The 16,600-nt window shown below is 59.8% G+C and carries 16 protein-coding genes; 5 read left to right on the top strand and 11 right to left on the bottom strand.

Annotation, left to right across the window (positions count from 1 at the left end; all coding sequences use genetic code 11):
• Positions 1-136 precede the first annotated feature (136 nt).
• Entirely contained in the window at positions 137-613 is a 477-nt protein-coding gene (locus tag ACKAMS_RS30135) for a helix-turn-helix transcriptional regulator (RefSeq protein ID WP_083291530.1), read from the top strand.
• 267 nt (positions 614-880) lie between these two features.
• Positions 881-1,663, top strand: a complete 783-nt coding sequence (locus tag ACKAMS_RS30140) for a helix-turn-helix domain-containing protein (RefSeq protein ID WP_070160971.1) — start codon at positions 881-883, stop codon at positions 1,661-1,663.
• A 12-nt stretch (positions 1,664-1,675) separates the two neighbouring features.
• On the opposite strand, the gene ACKAMS_RS30145 is transcribed toward ACKAMS_RS30140, so the two are convergent.
• The 5 genes from ACKAMS_RS30145 to ACKAMS_RS30165 form a co-directional block, all read right to left on the bottom strand.
• Positions 1,676-2,479, bottom strand: a complete 804-nt coding sequence (locus tag ACKAMS_RS30145; RefSeq protein ID WP_118604102.1) for an alpha/beta fold hydrolase — start codon at positions 2,477-2,479, stop codon at positions 1,676-1,678.
• A gap of 187 nt (positions 2,480-2,666) precedes the next feature.
• Entirely contained in the window at positions 2,667-2,948 is a 282-nt protein-coding gene (locus ACKAMS_RS30150) for a hypothetical protein (RefSeq protein ID WP_118604099.1), read from the bottom strand.
• Between the two features lie 159 nt (positions 2,949-3,107).
• Positions 3,108-3,776 carry a TetR/AcrR family transcriptional regulator gene (locus tag ACKAMS_RS30155; RefSeq protein ID WP_238704743.1) on the bottom strand — a complete coding sequence of 223 codons (669 nt, stop codon included), beginning with the start codon at positions 3,774-3,776 and terminating at the stop codon, positions 3,108-3,110.
• Entirely contained in the window at positions 3,769-4,407 is a 639-nt protein-coding gene (locus ACKAMS_RS30160) for a hypothetical protein (protein WP_118604096.1), read from the bottom strand. Before ACKAMS_RS30160 ends, ACKAMS_RS30155 begins: the two co-directional genes overlap by 8 nt.
• Positions 4,408-4,538: 131 nt before the next feature.
• The gene (locus ACKAMS_RS30165) at positions 4,539-5,810 is read right to left on the bottom strand and encodes a hypothetical protein (RefSeq protein ID WP_372581612.1); all 1,272 of its coding nucleotides are present in this window, start codon (positions 5,808-5,810) and stop codon (positions 4,539-4,541) included.
• Positions 5,811-6,181: 371 nt separating this feature from the next.
• On the opposite strand from ACKAMS_RS30165, the gene ACKAMS_RS30170 reads away from it, so the two are divergent.
• The gene (locus tag ACKAMS_RS30170; protein ID WP_238704742.1) at positions 6,182-6,745 is read left to right on the top strand and encodes a helix-turn-helix transcriptional regulator; all 564 of its coding nucleotides are present in this window, start codon (positions 6,182-6,184) and stop codon (positions 6,743-6,745) included.
• A 26-nt stretch (positions 6,746-6,771) separates the two neighbouring features.
• Here the strand turns inward: ACKAMS_RS30170 and ACKAMS_RS30175 are convergent, their stop codons facing one another.
• Entirely contained in the window at positions 6,772-7,137 is a 366-nt protein-coding gene (locus ACKAMS_RS30175; RefSeq protein ID WP_118604085.1) for a hypothetical protein, read from the bottom strand.
• 244 nt (positions 7,138-7,381) lie between these two features.
• On the opposite strand from ACKAMS_RS30175, the gene ACKAMS_RS30180 reads away from it, so the two are divergent.
• Together ACKAMS_RS30180 and ACKAMS_RS30185 are read left to right on the top strand one after the other, a co-directional pair.
• Positions 7,382-8,179: a type IV toxin-antitoxin system AbiEi family antitoxin domain-containing protein gene (locus ACKAMS_RS30180; protein WP_118604082.1), complete on the top strand. Its 798-nt coding sequence runs from the start codon at positions 7,382-7,384 to the stop codon at positions 8,177-8,179.
• A complete protein-coding gene (locus tag ACKAMS_RS30185; RefSeq protein ID WP_118604079.1) occupies positions 8,179-9,129 on the top strand; it encodes a nucleotidyl transferase AbiEii/AbiGii toxin family protein in 951 nt (316 codons plus the stop codon). Before ACKAMS_RS30180 ends, ACKAMS_RS30185 begins: the two co-directional genes overlap by 1 nt.
• Here ACKAMS_RS30185 and ACKAMS_RS30190 read toward each other — a convergent pair.
• From ACKAMS_RS30190 to ACKAMS_RS30210, 5 genes are all read right to left on the bottom strand, one after another.
• A complete protein-coding gene (locus tag ACKAMS_RS30190; RefSeq protein WP_238704741.1) occupies positions 9,096-11,468 on the bottom strand; it encodes a type IV secretory system conjugative DNA transfer family protein in 2,373 nt (790 codons plus the stop codon). The genes ACKAMS_RS30185 and ACKAMS_RS30190 overlap by 34 nt on opposite strands.
• 1,964 nt (positions 11,469-13,432) lie before the next feature.
• On the bottom strand, positions 13,433-14,275 hold the full coding sequence (locus tag ACKAMS_RS30195; protein WP_070160022.1) for an NAD(P)H-binding protein: 843 nt from the start codon (positions 14,273-14,275) through the stop codon (positions 13,433-13,435).
• Entirely contained in the window at positions 14,272-14,880 is a 609-nt protein-coding gene (locus ACKAMS_RS30200; RefSeq protein WP_070160024.1) for a TetR/AcrR family transcriptional regulator, read from the bottom strand. Before ACKAMS_RS30200 ends, ACKAMS_RS30195 begins: the two co-directional genes overlap by 4 nt.
• Positions 14,877-15,710 (bottom strand): SAM-dependent methyltransferase, encoded by an 834-nt coding sequence (locus ACKAMS_RS30205; RefSeq protein ID WP_083291413.1) that lies wholly within the window; start codon positions 15,708-15,710, stop codon positions 14,877-14,879. Before ACKAMS_RS30205 ends, ACKAMS_RS30200 begins: the two co-directional genes overlap by 4 nt.
• Positions 15,711-15,727: 17 nt before the next feature.
• Entirely contained in the window at positions 15,728-16,483 is a 756-nt protein-coding gene (locus tag ACKAMS_RS30210) for a VOC family protein (RefSeq protein ID WP_141751367.1), read from the bottom strand.
• Between the last annotated feature and the right edge of the window lie 117 nt (positions 16,484-16,600).

The raw sequence follows: 16,600 nt of genomic DNA on the forward strand, positions 1-16,600 counted from the left end.
TGGACTGGCTGGCGCCAACTGCGCTGCAGAACGGTTTGCCTCGGCTTTTCGGTGGCGGTAGGTTCGCCGCAATTCTTGTCAATTCTGATGACAAATCTAAAAGCCAATCTGGATGGCATATTAGAAGGGTTGCGGCATGGTGTCTAGCGATGGACGGACCAACCCGATGAGCCGCAACGTCCTGCGCGGCTTCGACAAAAAAGCATTCGCAGTTGCCCGAAAGGCAGCTCGGATGTCCCGCGGCGATGTCGCCCGCTTGGCTGACACGACTGCCGCGACTATCCGCAATTGGGAGATCGGTGCCGTGTCTCCTCAAATAGATTTCCTGGCCAGAGCCACGAAGGCGTTGAACATCGAGATCGGCGACGTCGTCGTCACGGATCCGGAGCAACGCTTTCTCAGCGACTATCGATGCTTGGTCGGACTTACCCAACCCCAGCTCGGCAAAGTGTGCGGGCTGACGACCACCACGATCACGCGCATCGAACGCGGTGAGATCGCTCTCACCGAGAAGATCGAGATCGCTTTGGCGGAAGCGTTGGGGATTTCCAGGGAACAGGTGAATCGGGCGTACATGAAGGCCAAGCGGCGACCTCCTGGAACGCCTGCCTGAACCTCGCTGTACACGTGGCACGGCTATCCCCCTCTGGAGCAAACTCCGAGGTTCTCCCCGCCCCGGTGTTGACTCGCCTCCCTGCTGTTTCACTCTCCTGCCTGCCACGCAGCTGAGAGTCTTCTTATGAAACAGGACAGCAGGTTTGTGTGGCCGATGCGAGGGTTGCCGGTACCACTAAAGAGTGTTACCTGCGAGTATTGACTTTTCGTCGTAGCTCCGCTTTGGGTGTTATGCCGCGTTACAGATACCCGCGAAAGGTCACGTATGGACACGGTCCGACCGCCCAACCTGGGCGATTACGTTCGGGCGTTGCGCACCCGATCCACGCCGCAGCACCCGGATGGTCTGACAAGAGCCGAATTTGCGGCCAACAATTACTGGAGCGTGAGCTATATCACGCAGGTCGAACGTAACGTAGCGCCGAACCCATCGGTCAAATTCCTCGAAGATGTTTCACGAGAGCTCGGCCTCGATCCGGCCCAGAGACGACATCTGTACAACCTTGCTCGTCGCACTCAAACTGAACGGGAAACATCGACCACGCCGTGGACGCTCGATCAGTACCGATCACTCATCACACCCGAGATGCGCACGGTGATCACAGCGCTCAATCCACATTTGGTGGCCTATCTGGACGAGCGATGGAATGTCATCGAGTGCAACGCTGCCTACGATCGCGCCTTTCCAGGGCTTCTCGACGACGGCAATGTTTTGCGCTGGTTCTTCTCCACGCCGCAGTCCAAGCACGTCATGGTGGAGTGGGAAGCCGAGACGACCTTGACGGTGAACTGGTTCCGCGCGTTGATGGGACGCTATTACAACCCTGAATGGGCAATCGAAACCCTGCAAGAACTGAGCCAGTTCCCGGCCTTTCGGCGCCTGTGGGACAAAGAGGACGTCCGATTCGGCCGGCACCAGCCATTCATGCACCTGCGCGATGCCGACACCGGCGAGGAATACCGCGTTCACGTCCAAGTACACACGGAAATGCGCGGCGACTACCCCGTCCAGATGTACTTAGGGGTGCGAATCCCGGGAACGCAATAGCTGCTCGAACCGCTACAGCCAGCCGGTTTCGACCATCTTCACGAAAGCGGCGATGGTCTCGTTCACGGGCTGCGGGTGAGTCCAATTGGCCGCGTGACCTGCGCCGGGAATGGTGAGGACTGGAACTGCGAGCGGCAAATGGTCGTACAACTGTTTCGCTTTGGTCGCAGGTGCGGACATGTCGTGTTCACCGCGGACAATCAAGGCCGGCACCGCGATGGCACTCAGCCGGTCGACGACATCGTCGCGTTCGATCAAGCACTCCGCAGCCGGCCGAATCGCCCGACGATCACTCGACGTCCACTTCTCGATCCACGGCGCCCACGACTCTCGTGAGTCTCCACCGATCAATTGAGGCGCCAGAGCTTCGACAAGCGGTTCGATCGGCGCATCGCTGCACCACTGATCGAACATGGCCCTGTATCCAGCTTTTTCGTCATCGGTGCAGGCAGATGCTTCGGTATCGAGCAGCAGCAGCGCTTGGACTCTCTCCGGAGCAAGCAAAGCAGTCCGCAGCGCGGTGTAGCCGCCCTGCGACATTCCGCCGACGATTGCTGTCTCGACTCCGAGGTCGTCGAGGATCGCGAGGGAGTCGCGAGCCAAATCCCAGTACGTGAATGCGGCACCGTGATCGGTTGTTCGGCCGTGCCTGCGAGAGTCCCAGGCCACCACCCTGACCTTGCCTGCGAGTGCATCGATCTGCGGGGCGAACATCGACGAATCCATGAAGAATCCATGACCGAGCAGCAGAACGGGACCCGCTCCCCCACTGTCGGTGAAATAAATATCGGCGTCGGGCGTTCTCACGTTCGGCACGAACCTGATACTAGGGGTGACGCATTCCTTCGCCACCAGTGGCCGAGGGCGAGGACGCTGAGTGGACTGAAAGGCACACCGCCGCCTCATGCGACCGGCCGCTGCGGCGGGTCTCGATAGGGAATCCGGAAGCGAGACACGGGCTGGACCTTGAATGACCTCGTGCGCAGAGGTGCGGCGCAGCTGTTTAGAAGAGATAGGGAAGCAGGAACGACGCCACGATCAGGAAGGCTCCGAGGACGACGAGAGCCGTGAGATTGCGTCTCATACCCGCGGCTTTTTCTTCGTAGTACCACTTCTGGGCTATAGCGTCGCGGCGCTCGTATTCCTCGAGTAAGTAGGAATCGCGATCGCTTGAAGGGCCTCCGCCACCGAGAATGCGCACCAAATCGTAGCGATCGGGGCCGACGAAGCCGAGATCTTGGACTTCCCTGTCGTGGAACGATGCTGACGAGTCCGAATGTGCCATTTCAATACCTGACGCTTCCTGGTGTTCCGCAAGCGGATAGTGACCGCGGATTCGATCCTGCTCATGTGCGAACGTGGATACGGGAGTCCCCTGAGTTCCTGATGCGCGACCATAGAAATACGTTGCAGTGAAACGTCTTTCGTAGGTGCTGTAGTTGGGCTAGTCCGGGTTTTCGGGCAGTCCTTCAAACACGTCCGCTACCCGTGTTTGCAAATTCGGGGAGCTGACGTCAATTGACTGGATTTGGGCACCGCCGATGAACGTCGCGCACACCTGATCGGACAATCGGTAGCTTGCGCCGCCCGCCCGTATCTCGGCCGCCTCGATGGAGCGGACAACCAAGTCATCAATACTATTGCGCCACTTGATGTATGCGCTCTTCCCCCCAGTGACGGAGGGTTCTACAGTGAGAAGCAACCCAGCACGCAGACCGGGGTCGGCATCGATGCGGTGCGCCACCTCGCTGCAGAACCGCACCAACCGGCTGTAGGGGGAACCTCCGTCAGGCTCTCCGAGAGCCGCATACTCCTCATCCACCATGGTGGACCATCTTTCGATAACCTGTTGTGCAAGTTCCTCTTTGGAGGGGAAATGGAAATATATGGCACCTTTGGTGAGGTTCCCGTTTTCGATGATGGCGTTCATGCTTGCCGCAGCGAATCCGCAAGCATCGAATTGGCGGGCAGCAGCGTCGACGATTTTCTCGCGAGTAATCACCGACCGTTTTTGCCGTTGCCTTCCTTTGCCCGCGTTACCGGCGACGGACGCACTGGGCGAACCGAAATGATCCGGACTCACCGACTCTGATTGGACGACGGTTTCACGCATTCCCTCTCACTTTCAGCATTGCCTTCTCGCTGCATCCTGCAGAAACAACGGAGGCATTGGCAATCTGCCTATTGTCAGCGTTTGCGCGCGATTGTGCCGATCGGAGGCCCGCGTGAGCTGACTCTGTCCTCGCAACCCACTCTCCGATTGCAGTCAAAATCCAACTTCTGGACACCTCGCGGTCAACACCCGCTACCGATGTCAGTGCTTCGAATGCCAACGTGACGGCGACAGAGAAATCAGGATCCGGAGTGTCCATTGCTTCCAGCGCGATGTCGTTGGCGGCAGAAAGCGCGAGGTGCAGCGCGTCCGTTGAAATCACCACCGGGTCTTCTACCAGCGTTGCAGTCGATTGGTATGCCGATATCCACACCTGAGGGTCTAGCGAATGCTGCGCGGAGGCGCGGCACATGCGGGCAACCTGCTCCAATTCGGAGATGATCTGCTCGGTCAGGATCGGGCCGAGTCTGCCGGTCAGCCCCCACTGCGAGTCCAGGAGGTCTGCGAACCATTGCCAGCGCATCGATTCCGGGGCGTCATCGAGAGCAAGCTCGACTGACCCGGCAGCAAGACACATAACAGCGTCGCCGGGGGTCATGGTGTTGAGCGCGGAGGCGAATGTCGTGTTCATGAGCAGGTCCCGTCTGGGCTCTCAGGTCGGGACCGGAGATGCCTGTATATGTAAGAATCGTAAAATATCTTCGTAATGCACTGTCCTGGCATGCTTTTCAGTCTTCAACGGAAATCTCGTCGAGAGTTGCTTCAGCCGCTATCAGCGATGTCGATCGGGCGCACGTATCCCTGCGGTTGTTTCCCTTCGTTCGCCTTTCGCTGCGGCAGACCGCTGTCGTGGCTGTAAACGAATGCACTGGTGCGAGCCCCTGAAAAGAATCGACCGCGCCGACGCGATGCATGTGCGGGTGACAGCGGCTGCGACGGTCGGCACTGCATGGCATCGTTGAAGTGTTGATCGGGTCCGAGCAATCGACCAGTCAAGTTGGGATGCAACCTGTCTCGTCTGGGTTGATGGCGAATGATTCGACCACCAGGGCCTACTCCGGGGCTGCGCTTACTCAGAGTGCGCGGCAGATGGCACGCGGCGCGGTTCGGTGTCGCACCATCCTCATGCCCTGACAGAGAATCTGGCAACGGAACTCGGCCGTTCCTCACGTCGTGCACGGCCGCCGCGCGAGCGTTCGATGTCGCCTCTTCCGGCGATTCTTCGTCGAGCAAGATCGGCTCCAGCTCCCGGCCCGAGTTAGCCTCGACAGGAGGCAGTTCGTCAGATTCTTCGCGCAGAGCGAGTACTTCAGCGGCCGTTTCCTGCGGGTTGCTCACTTCTGGCGATGAATCGCTGTCGGCAGCTGCATCGCGCGCCAGTGCGCGCCGGTAGCGGCTCAATTCGGTGACTGCCGAGTCATATTTGATGGAAAGCGTTGCCGCGAGCTCAGCAGGAGACCATCCCTTCTCGAACGCAATGCGCACGATCTCGCGTCGCTCGCAGAAGCGCAGTGGCATCTGTTCTCCACCAAGCCGGCGAATCACGACTGCCTCGTCAACGGGAACAGCTCCCGCTCCCTGGCGTGGTTGAACTCGTTCCTGACTCCGCGCCTTGGGGTTGTCGATTTCATCGTCGTCCCACCCGAGTGGCGGTACGACGCCGGCTGCACGGGATTGTTCACGAATTTCTGCATCCGGGCCCGGGCGCATGGACAGCTCGTCGTAGATGCTGTCGATCGCCTTCCATAGGCCACTGGGGATGAGGCTCTTGGTGGGCATACCGGTGACGACGTTGATGTCGACGCCGAGACGCGCTGCCAAGAGATCGTCTCCATAGCCCATTGCATTGAGTGCGCGCAGGCGCCGGTGCGCTCCTACTGCGGGGGTGAGATCGCGGCCGCGGCTGGGGTGAAAGGTGATGGAAAGGACTGCGTCGACGACACGTTGGGGTGCTGACGTCGTGGAAGTCTTGCGCAACGCCCGGATGGTTGCGACGGGCAGTGTTGCGAGTTGAGCGATCAGCTCGGTTGTCATTCCCGCGCACATCAGAGCGTTGACGTGGTAGCGAACGTTTGCGAGGTCGACTGATGTATCGACGTGACGGGCAGGTGTCCAAGCCTGCCCGTCACGTCCCCCTGAACCCGATTGTCGCGATGTCTGGAACCACCCGTCGTCGCGACTGGGTGTAGTAGACCGGGCGGGGATTCCGGCTGTTTTCAGTCTAGCTACCGACGCTTGGCGTGCCGAGGAGCGGCAGCCGCGGCGGCTGCTGGAAGTTTCGGACGAGCGTTGCGGTGCTGCGGTGCTGGTGGTCATCGGAAGCTCTTTTCCGTTAGCGGCTGGTCAGGCCGCATGTACGTGTGAACAGTTCGTACTCGAGCGCACCGGGTGGTCGAGAACAGCGAATGTCTGCTGGTCGAGGTCCTTCTGGTGTTTATCACTGGAATCTAAACCCGGTATGCAACGATGGTATCTACATCTTCAATAGGATGTCCAGCGATGAACGGACAATCCAGGTGAGACTGCCTTTGAACGGCTTCCAGCCGAAGGCCCTCGAGAAAGCTCGTACTGCGGCCAAAATCAGCCGTGGTGCCCTCTCCCGCGCAATCGGCGTGGACCCGACCACCGTTCACAATTGGGAAACCGAACGATCGCAACCGTCGCCTGACCATCTGGCGCGTGCCGCTGAGCAACTCGGCATTCCTCTCGATCAACTGATCGTCGTCCCAGAAAAGAACAGAACGATCGCTGACCTGCGCAATCTCGCCGGGCTGACCCAGAAGGACATCGCCGGCCGCACCGGCCTGAGCACCACAACAATCGGCAGGATCGAGCGCGGCGAAGGGACTCTCGCCGATCGCCACGCCACCGCGCTGGGCGAGGCCCTGCATGTGGAGATTCAGACGATTCGTGCCGCGTTCCTCCGAGCTCGAACCAGACCTCTTCGACCTCTTCCCAAGGCTCGTTAGCGCGGACTCCGCACCTAGGATTTTCTTCACGCCTGATCACCCACTCGCAGCCGCTGCTGCCGTCGACGATCAACTGCCTGGCGTAGTCCGCTGATCGCCAGAGCGACCGCTACCGCAAGGACTGCGACGACGACGATGAGCCGGCGGACATCGAGGCCAGCACCTTCCGCGCCCGGAAGGGCCAGCAAGGGCGATTCCGCGGCGCCGATGATCATGTTGTGTTCGAGAAGCCAGGCTGTGACCCTGGCCGACATGGAAGGAAGGGCTCCGACGACGACACCGAAGATCAGTGGGGCTGCCATCAGCAGGGACATCTGATCCGCGTCAGAGAGACCTGCCGAGTTCGCCGTACTCGGGGTGGTCCGCTGGGGTTCTGACTGACTGTCGAACATGACCGATCTCCTCGTGTCGCCGGAATTGGGCTTCTACGAGTAGGAAGATCCGGTGGGGGCGTCCTGTGTGACACGCGTGGGCAAACTAATTTCGGAACCTGGGCGCGTCGCACGTGACGGACGTGGGACATCGATACGTCCTGCCGCGCTTTTTGGTTCGACTATCGGCCACACGTGCAGCAAATGTCACCAAAACTCAATAACAGGACGTCAAAAATTACACCTTGAGTGGTATTATTGATGCATGAAAGGTGATGATCGGATCCTGGCGCTGGCAGACCACGCCCAAGAACAGTGGGGCATGTTCACCTCAGCCCAAGCCGCCGAGTCCGGCGTAAGTGCGCAACACCTCAAACGGTTGGCGGACCGATTCATCCTCACCCGCATCAGGCATGGCGTGTACCGGCTGACAGGGACGCCGATTCACCCCACCGATCACGTACGCGCCCAATGGCTTGCACTCGACCCGACACGCTCGGCAGCAGAGCGCATCAACAGTGCCGATCCCCGCGGGGTCGCCTCTCATCGAACGGCCGCCGACTTGAGAGAACTCGGTGACATCGATGCCGACATTGCAGAATTCACCGTCCCGCGGCGGCGCAATACACGTAGCGACGGAGTCCGTTTCCACGTCGCCGCGCTGGACCCTACGGACTGGTCCCTCCTCGACGGCCTGCCGGTCACGACGACAGCAAGGACGATCGTTGACCTCGCTCGCTCTCGCACAGACGGTGGACACCTCGCGGGAGTGGTGTGGGATGCACTGCGCACCGACCAGATCTCGCGAGAACAACTGGAGTCCGAACTGCGCCCATTCGCGCACCTCTACGGCGCTCCCCTCGGCGACGGAGCAGGGTTCGTCGCCGCACTCATCGACGACGTTGTCGCCTCGGACCTGATGTCCACGCCAACCGATACGAGGGCCTCTCGCCACAAAGAGGCCGGCGCCACGGACGAGGCCAGGAAAGGCGTCCTGAACATCCTGCGTGATCCTGCTCTGCCTGCCGCGCTCCGCGCCTTGCGCAAGCAAGGAATTGTATAGTGGCACAACATTATCCGTCCGCGGCAGCGTTCCACCGGGCACTGCTGGCCCGCCTGGGAAGCCAGGCCGAAACATGCGGTCGCACGACTGAGGAACTTCAACGCGAATACTTCACCCAGCGGTTCTTGGCGAGGGTGTTCGCATCACCTGATTCGAGGTGGATCCTCACCGGAGGTGGTGGGATGCTCGTTCGCATCCCTGGGGCCCGTTACAGCCAAGACATCGATCTACTTCATCCCGGAACAGACATCATCGGCGCCGTCGACGAACTACGTGCTCTCAGCGTCCGCCCAGACCTGGACCGATTCACTTTCAAGATCGAGGCGAAAGGGTCACTGACCGGAGTCAGTCGGGGGGCTCAATTGAAAGCAACCGTTTATCTCGGCTCTGCTCGCGTGGGAAACTTTCCGATCGACATTGCGATCGAACGCACCTTGGTCGGGCCGGTGGAGCGACTGCAGCCGCGCCCCGCCGTCGAAATCGCAGACGTCTCGACGCTGCCGACCTTCACTGTCGTACCTGTCGCCGATCAGATCGCTGACAAACTGTGCGCGATGTACGAATTTCACGGCCCTCAGAAGGCCACTCCTTCAACGCGTTTCCGCGATCTCGTTGATCTGCTACTCATCATCACCTCATGCACGTTCGACGCCGCAGACACCGTGAACGCACTACGAGCCCAACAGGCCCGTCGTGTGCTCACGCTCCCCCACACGCTTGCATCCCCCGGCCCGAGCTGGGCCGGGGGTTATCGAGCACTCGCGTCGACGACGTCGTTGAATTCGGAGCTTCATACCCTCGACGACGCACTCGCCGAGCTCAGCCGTGCACTGTCTCCATTGCTGTCGGGGCGGAGATCCACAGGGACATGGGACCCCGCCGCACGGCAGTGGATGCCGGCCGAGCTCGACAGAGATCACACCGGCGCAGGTTCGAGTTCAGGTACGTGAACAGGTCTGCGAATTGAGACGTAGGAACTGTCCGGAATCGCGAGATCGCCCATCTCGTCGGTGTCACTGCGCCAGGTCAACGAGAGCAACGAGTCTTCGAAGATGTCGGGTTCGGGTTCGGTGTCGACAACGACCCATTCGTCGGTGTCCTCCATCAACAACAGATCTCCCAGTTCCACGTCAGAGGCGCGAACATCCTGGACAGGACCGTATCGGCCCTCTTCCTGTTCGTCTCCTCCGACGAACGCATAGTCCGGTTCCTCGCCTAGAGCAGTGTGGGCGACCGCCTCCCTAACGACAGTGAGTTTCGTTCGGGCCTGTTCGGCGTTCGTCTGTTCCGTTCGGGTTGCAGCACCGGACAATTTGTCGAGGAACACCCCCGCATCTGCGGCATCGGTTGTCGCGAACGCCGGCCGGCGGTAGGTGTCGAGGTCGACGAAGTCCGCCATCGCTTGTCGCTTCTTCGGAGTTTCGGACGCCCCCAACAGACCCAACAATGCGGTCGGCGATGCGAGCCGGGGATCGGTGTCGCCATTCATCCGCGCTCGTGTGAGTACCGGGTCGAGGTCAGGCCTGTCACTGGCAAGAACCCAGTCAGCGTCGACGTAGTCGAAATAGGTCAGGGGCGCGGGTTCTGACGTTTCATCGGAAGCGTCGATGTCTGCCAGAGATTCCGGAGGAACGATGAGCAACCGCGGGTGTCTGGTCACCGCTGGCCGAAGTCTGTCGAGAAGTTCAGCGTCGGGAGTGCCGTCTCGGGTCTTCCGCGGGTCCGGCACGCGGTAGCACTGGATTTCGAGCGCCTGATAGGTGTCCGTGACAGTGGTGCCGCGTCCTCGGCACTTGCGCGGAACGCTCGTGCCGATCACCGGCGACTGCCACATCATGACGGCAGCTTGAGGTGAGAGCCGCCCCATGGAGATGCGCATCGCGAAGTTGTCACGCATATCGCCCTTGAAATAGATCGCATCGGGGCGCTGTGTGCCGAAGACCAGATGCACTCGCGACGAGCGAGCCTTGCGCGCCATCGACGCCAGCATGTTGAGTACCGGTGGTTCCCTCGGTCCACCTTTTGGTTTGACCGAGAAATACCAGTCCTCGACATTGCCGCGAAATTCCGCCCACTCGTCGAGGAACACCAGGACCGGTTCGAAGTCCGTTTCCGTTGCCTCGCCCTTGCGGATCTTGTCGTAGCGGAACTCCATCAAGTCGCGTGCACGGTGCACCATCGCAACTTGCTGTTCGATGGACGTGGCGACTACTTGAACATTGGGCCAGTCCTGATAGCCGAGGAATTCGACGTATTTTCCATCGAGCACCCAGATCGGCCAGCCGCGGCGAGAGAAGTTGACCAACAGGTTGTGTGCCGTCACTGTCTTGCCGCTACCGGGAGGTCCGATCAACATCAGATTCGGATCGATCGCGGGGCGCCACACCACTTCGTTGCCATCTTCGTCGACACCGTATGGGATCTCGACCGAGTCGTAGCTGGCCAACAAATCCACTTCCGGGTCGATGTCCGGCGCAGGCAACCACACGCTGTCGGGAAACTCGGTGCGTTGCTCGAACGTGACCTCGTCTGTGTGGTGGTTCCACTTTGCGCGCCAGCGTCCGGGGAACATCGCATTGATCGCGCGTTCGACCCGAATTCGATAGCCGTCCGAGACGAGCTTCGATCCGATTTCGTGCCGCACCTTCATGGAGGTGACTTCTCCGGTCTTGGTATCGACATCGATCGCGGTGACCGTTGCGGTCGGTCCGAGCAGTTGCCCGACATAGCGTTTTGCACGCGCCACCGCTTCACTGTCGGAGGGCTCTCGTTCCGGTTCCGCTGCGGGTGTGAAGATCAATCGCCGACGGTTGCGGTCGTGTTCTGCGAGGGCGAAGAATCCCCACCCTTGGTCTTCGAAAACCTCGCAGATGTCGTCGACCCATGTGTCGTCGTTGAGCGGTTGCGCCGACTGGTAATAGACGGTGAGTTTTCCGGGCACGCCCGGTGTCCCTCCGCTCCACTTCGTCACTGACAACACCGCCCGCGTCGCTTCGGGGAGTCCCATGACGGGGCAGAGTCGTTCGACAACTTCGTCGACGTCGACATCTCGGAGTTGTTTTCTCTTCCCCACAACTCCGGTGTAGACCGCGCCTATCGACAGACCTGCGGCCGCCGGAATGGACAAGGCGGCATACCCGAACAGCGGGGCTGCGGCGCCGACACCCACTGCTGCGCTTCCGAGGCAGAAGCTGTCGCGAACCCAGTTATGCGACCGTGCCGGCAGTGAACTAATGCGTGGGGAACGAGCGAATCGGGCGGGAGCCTTTTCCTGCGCGGGACTCGTCATCGCCGACCCCCGATCACCTGGCGGCGATCGATTCCGGTCTGCATCTGCATGGCGCTCCTCCTGTGGTCGGTCAACCGCGCGCTCGCGCAGCTGCCTCGGATGGTCCTTCTACTCATAGGAAGATCCCGCCGACCGGACCTGAGTGACATCGCGGCAAAAAATATCTTCAGAGAAAAATGTCTCTGGACTTTCACTCCTGCCTGACCTCTACCGGCGCATCGGCTAGTGCCTTGTATCCGATGCATCACCGAGTGACAGGTTCATGGGAGGCATCCCATCGCCCTCCCACTGCAACTTCCCTTCGCGGAGCCCGCACAACAACTGACGCTCATTCCAATCGTGTTCAGACTGATTGAATCTGATGTTTCCTCGCGGAATTGACCTGGGAGGAATCACTTTGGTTGAGCCAGCGGGATTCAGCGCGGCTCAAAGTACCTGAGGCGCGTGGAAGCGTCATGGTGGTTGTCGACATGCATCGAGAATCGACCGAGCATGCCCTTTGTTCGCTGACAAGATCACCCTCGATATACCTCGACACCGGAATGATCCAAGTGATTTAACCGAGAGATTTGGCAGATATGACCTGCAAAAATGACATCAGGTTTACATCCCGACAACGGGCTCATCGAGATGTCGACCAACCGACGGATCCCAGAAGTCCCTTCTCCCGTGTCCGTAAAAGCCGCTCGAACCTATGAGGAATCGAAAAGAATTGCACCACAGACACACTGCTCGATGCGCACCGAATATCTACGAAATGAAACAGCTCAATCGCACGGGACCAGTTGCTTCCGGAATGCCGATCAAGTTGTTCACGAGCGGGGGGGCATGCTCAAACTTTGGTTGTCAACGTCGGTGAGCAGATTTGCTCGGAGTTAAGACTCGGAGGTTCACACCGGCGGCACCCAAGAAACGAGACTATTCCGAATTTCGCAAAATCGGCGCACCGATCTCACCGACCGCATCGAAGAACTGACTACGTTTGCGTGACAATCTTCTCCAATTGCATCGGCTGCTGACGTCTGTCGCTGACCTCGTGCCCCTGCTCGAAGTTAGACCGAGGTGCCGAGGCTCCAAAATTTCGCAGCATCTAAGCCGCCGTTGGTTCGTATAGCTCGGTGCCAAGTAACGTCCTTCAGGCACCGAGCTATACGCGGGCCATCGCGTCCTTGGCTCTCGACGATCACGCTCACCTCGTCGAGAGCCGCATGAACGAGTTCCCAATGCACATCAGATCGCAGAGCGGAGGAACGTGTTTGCGCCGTATCGAGATGTTCCGGGCGAGCTAACGAACCCGTCTCGTCAATGTTGTGATACACGGAGGGATAGAAGCTGTAGAGATCGGCGATGCACACTAGGCCAGCGAGCGAACCGCTACGTGAGCTATCTGGAGCGGATAGCTCGCAGGTAGGCATCGCCTCGTGGTGAAATTTCGTAACCAATATTCAGGCTGCGCGTCAGACCAAGGTTCTTCAATTTGCGGACGTCGAGTTTCAGCGAGTCCTTGTCTCGGCCGAGTAGCTCCGCCAGTTCAGCTGCTCGACAACCGTGGTTGTCTGCGACTGCTGTGAGCACCGCGGTGGTCCAAGGTCCTCGCCGACTTGCCCGATCTAATCGCGCCAACGATGCCTCGATTTCACCAATTTCCTGTTTGGACAGTTCGGCACGATCGCTCAATTCAATGCGCTCATCAGGGCCGATGTAGCGAACTCCAATCCGGAAGACCGGGTCTCGTTCGGCACCGCGAAGAGTCGCGGAAAGTGTGGCTAGATTCTGTTCTCCGGCTGCGCGAACGTCTTCGTCCGAGATTTCCCGTATGTCGACCCGATTTACGCACTCGATCTCGACGATCCCGGCGGTGGTGTGAAGCGTGCTGCCTACGCGTACTCTCGGCACGGCCCAGCGTCGGAACACGTGGGTGATCTCTCCGGCTGCGATGCCACGAGCGACCCGATCAGTGAACATCATTGCGACAGGCTGGCCGTGGACACTACGAAATCCGCGAATGTGCTTGCCGCTCTTCCTAATACGTCGGCGACATCGGTTGTCGTCGGCGCTGCGTGTCCGTCCGCGATTGTCGAGAACAGACCAAGTAACGTGTCGATGTACTCGGCATCCCAGCCGAGTTCCAGCGCGAAACGCTCGAACTCCGAGACCGTCACTGCCTCATAGTTTTCCACGCCAATTCCGGTTCCGGCAGTCAACGCGGTCAATTCACGGAACGTGAGCGAATCTGGCCCGGTCAACGCATACTCCTTGCCCACGTGACCTTCTGCGAGGAGCGCCTCGGCCACCACTGCCGCGATGTCTCGGGTGTCGACGAAGCTCACGGCGGCCTCAGCCACTGGAATCCGAAGCGTTCCGGCCGCGGCAGCGGCGATATCTCGCAACGGCCCCTCAGTAACATTCTGGTGGAACCAATTCGGGCGCACGATCGTCCAGTCGATCGATGATTCCTGCACCCGCAACTCCAGCCGGCGCTGATCAACCGTCTCCGGCGCATACTCCATCCCCAGTGCGGTCATGACGACGACTCGCTCAACATTCGATCGCTCGAGTACATCCAGGAATGTGATGGCGCCGTCGCCCAAACCGCGGACAGAGCGATGGCCGTCGTCGCCGCCGGGAAGAACAAGGAATACTTTGTCGACACCGACGAGTGCCTGCTCCCAACCGTGCGGATTCTGCCAATCGAACGGAGGGGAGGAACTGCGGCCGGCCGCCCGTGCCCCCACAGCACGGTGGCCGAGCTCGGCGAGTACTTGCGAACCCACTTTGCCTGTCGCGCCGGTTACCAGAACTGTCACGTCTGTACCCCTAACGTCGTTGCGAGCTGATCGAGCAGAACAGCCCGAAAGCCTTCGAACTGCGGGTACGGCTGTTGCAGCACCCGCGGAAAACAGAGTCCATCGAGGGCGGCGACCACCAGGTCAACGACCGATCCAATGTCATGTTTTGGATGGAACACTCCGGTGTCGACGCCGAGTTGCAACGTCGTTTCGAACGGTTCTCGATAGCGTGCTTGGAGTCCGATGCTGTCGGCCCGCAACTCGTCGTCATGAGCTGCAGCGGTCCAGAACTCCATCAGCATGCGCCACACCGGAGTCGGGGTGTCGATGCCACGATCAACCAACAGCACCACTTGCTGCCACAGGTCCTCGATGCCTTCACTGACTCGACGCATCTCGGTGACCTCGCCTTCGGTCGCCGCCTGTAGGGCCTCGACCAGCATGTCTTCCCGCGATCCGAAGTACCCCTGCAACGTACTGATAGCGACCCCGCTTGCATCCGAAACATCTCGGAAACGGGTATTGTAGTAACCCCGCTCGGCGAGGACCTCGATTACGTTCTTGAGAACAGCTTGCCTGCGTTCGCCGCCTGCACGTCGCCGCCGGGTGTGAGCAAAAGTCATCGACGAACCCTACCCCCAGGTCCGCCCGTTGCCTCTGACGCGGTGCCCGCCTTGACTCCGACACCAGCAAGGCCGAAGACCTTTCCGACATACTCTCCATCCAACTCATTACCGGGCCTGCACCATTCCGGTATGCGTGTCATCCCGGGTTCGACCAGTTTGAAGCCCTCGAACATGGCGTAGACATCCTCATCGCTGCGATATCGAATGGGATTATCGGTCTTGGAATAGATTGCGGTCACATCACCGGACTGTGCCTGTAAACCTTCGGCTGTGGCGTGGGAAAGCGCAAGGTGGCTACCCTCGGCCAGTCGATCTCGATAGCGCGCTACCACACCCCATGGATCAGCAGCGTCCGGAACGAACTGCAACACCGAGAACAGCAGTACTGCCACTGGTTGAGAAAGATCCAGAAGGCCTTTGGCCTCCGGACTGTCCAGGACGGCGTCGGTATCGCAGATGTCCGCGTGCAGAAATGCGCACCTCGGGTCGCTGCCGAGTATTTCTCTACCGTAGACGGCCGCAGCTTCCTCACTGTCGACGTAAAGAACCCGATAGTCCGACGTCACTGAAGCAACTACCTCATGCACCGGACCTTCGGTCGGAATTCCCGCGCCGAGGTCCAGGAATTGGTTCACTCCTTGCTCTGCGCAAAAGCGAACTGCTCGCCGCAAGAACTGCCGATTGGCTCGCATGATCATCGGCGTTATCGGCAGCAGTGCGATGACTTCTTCTGCACGCTGACGGTCCACTGCGAAGTTATGGGTACCACCGAGGTAATAGTCGTACATACGGGCAGCGCTGGCGTGAACGGGTTCATCTGTATTCATCGGAGAGGCCGACCGCATCAACGAGTAGAACGGGACAGGTCGACAAGGGAGAATCGCGCGCCGAAAGGATCTCGCAAAGTCCCGACGCGTCCCGCTGGGATATCCGCGGGGCCGAACAGAATCTGCGCGCCGAGCTCGGCCGCTCGGGCAACGACCTTGTCAGTGCCAACCGAAGGATTGACACCGAAATATGGTGTCCAAGAGGCATCTTCTCCGTCGGAAGACTTCAACCGACCGACCGAGGTGTCGCCGTCGAGAGTCCAAATCGTGTAGTCGAAAGCCCCTTCACCGATCTGACGGGTCTCGAAGCCGAACACCGATGAATAGAACTCGTCCACTGAGGCTTCGGGCGTGACCAATTCCGACCAAACCAGCGCGTTGTCACGGCCCTGGATGAAGTCCCACCCTGCACCTGCCTCCCAGAGCCCAAAGGCTCCGAACGCCGTGTCGAGAGCAATCGCGACTTTGCCGGCACCACCGGCGTCATTAGGACCAAAAACCACGCGCCCAGCCAGGTCAGAAATCTTTGCGGCGACGGCTTCCACATCATCGACTCCGAAGTAGACATCCCACTTGGCAGATTCCTGCTCGTTCAAAGGACGTATACCTGCGACGATCGAACCGTCCACGCGTGCGTAACGGTAGCCGTTGGGCCACAGCTCAGGGTCGAACTCCCAGCCGAACAGTTCACCGTAGAACTCGCTTGCACCGTTCGGATCGGAAACTGCGACGTCCACCAAGGCCACTCCAGGCCGACCATCTTTCACGTTCACCGATTGCACTCCTTACTTCTTGTGATTCGAGTCGACACGTCCGGCAGATCCCCACGGCCCGCGGTCTCGGACATGACGCGGCGTGCCCCTAAGCGAATTCCGCTGGAGTTTCTGCCC

Origin of the sequence: Rhodococcus sp. 5A-K4 (genome assembly GCF_046097995.1) — a bacterium.
Taxonomy (GTDB): Bacteria; Actinomycetota; Actinomycetes; order Mycobacteriales; family Mycobacteriaceae; genus Rhodococcus_F; species Rhodococcus_F erythropolis.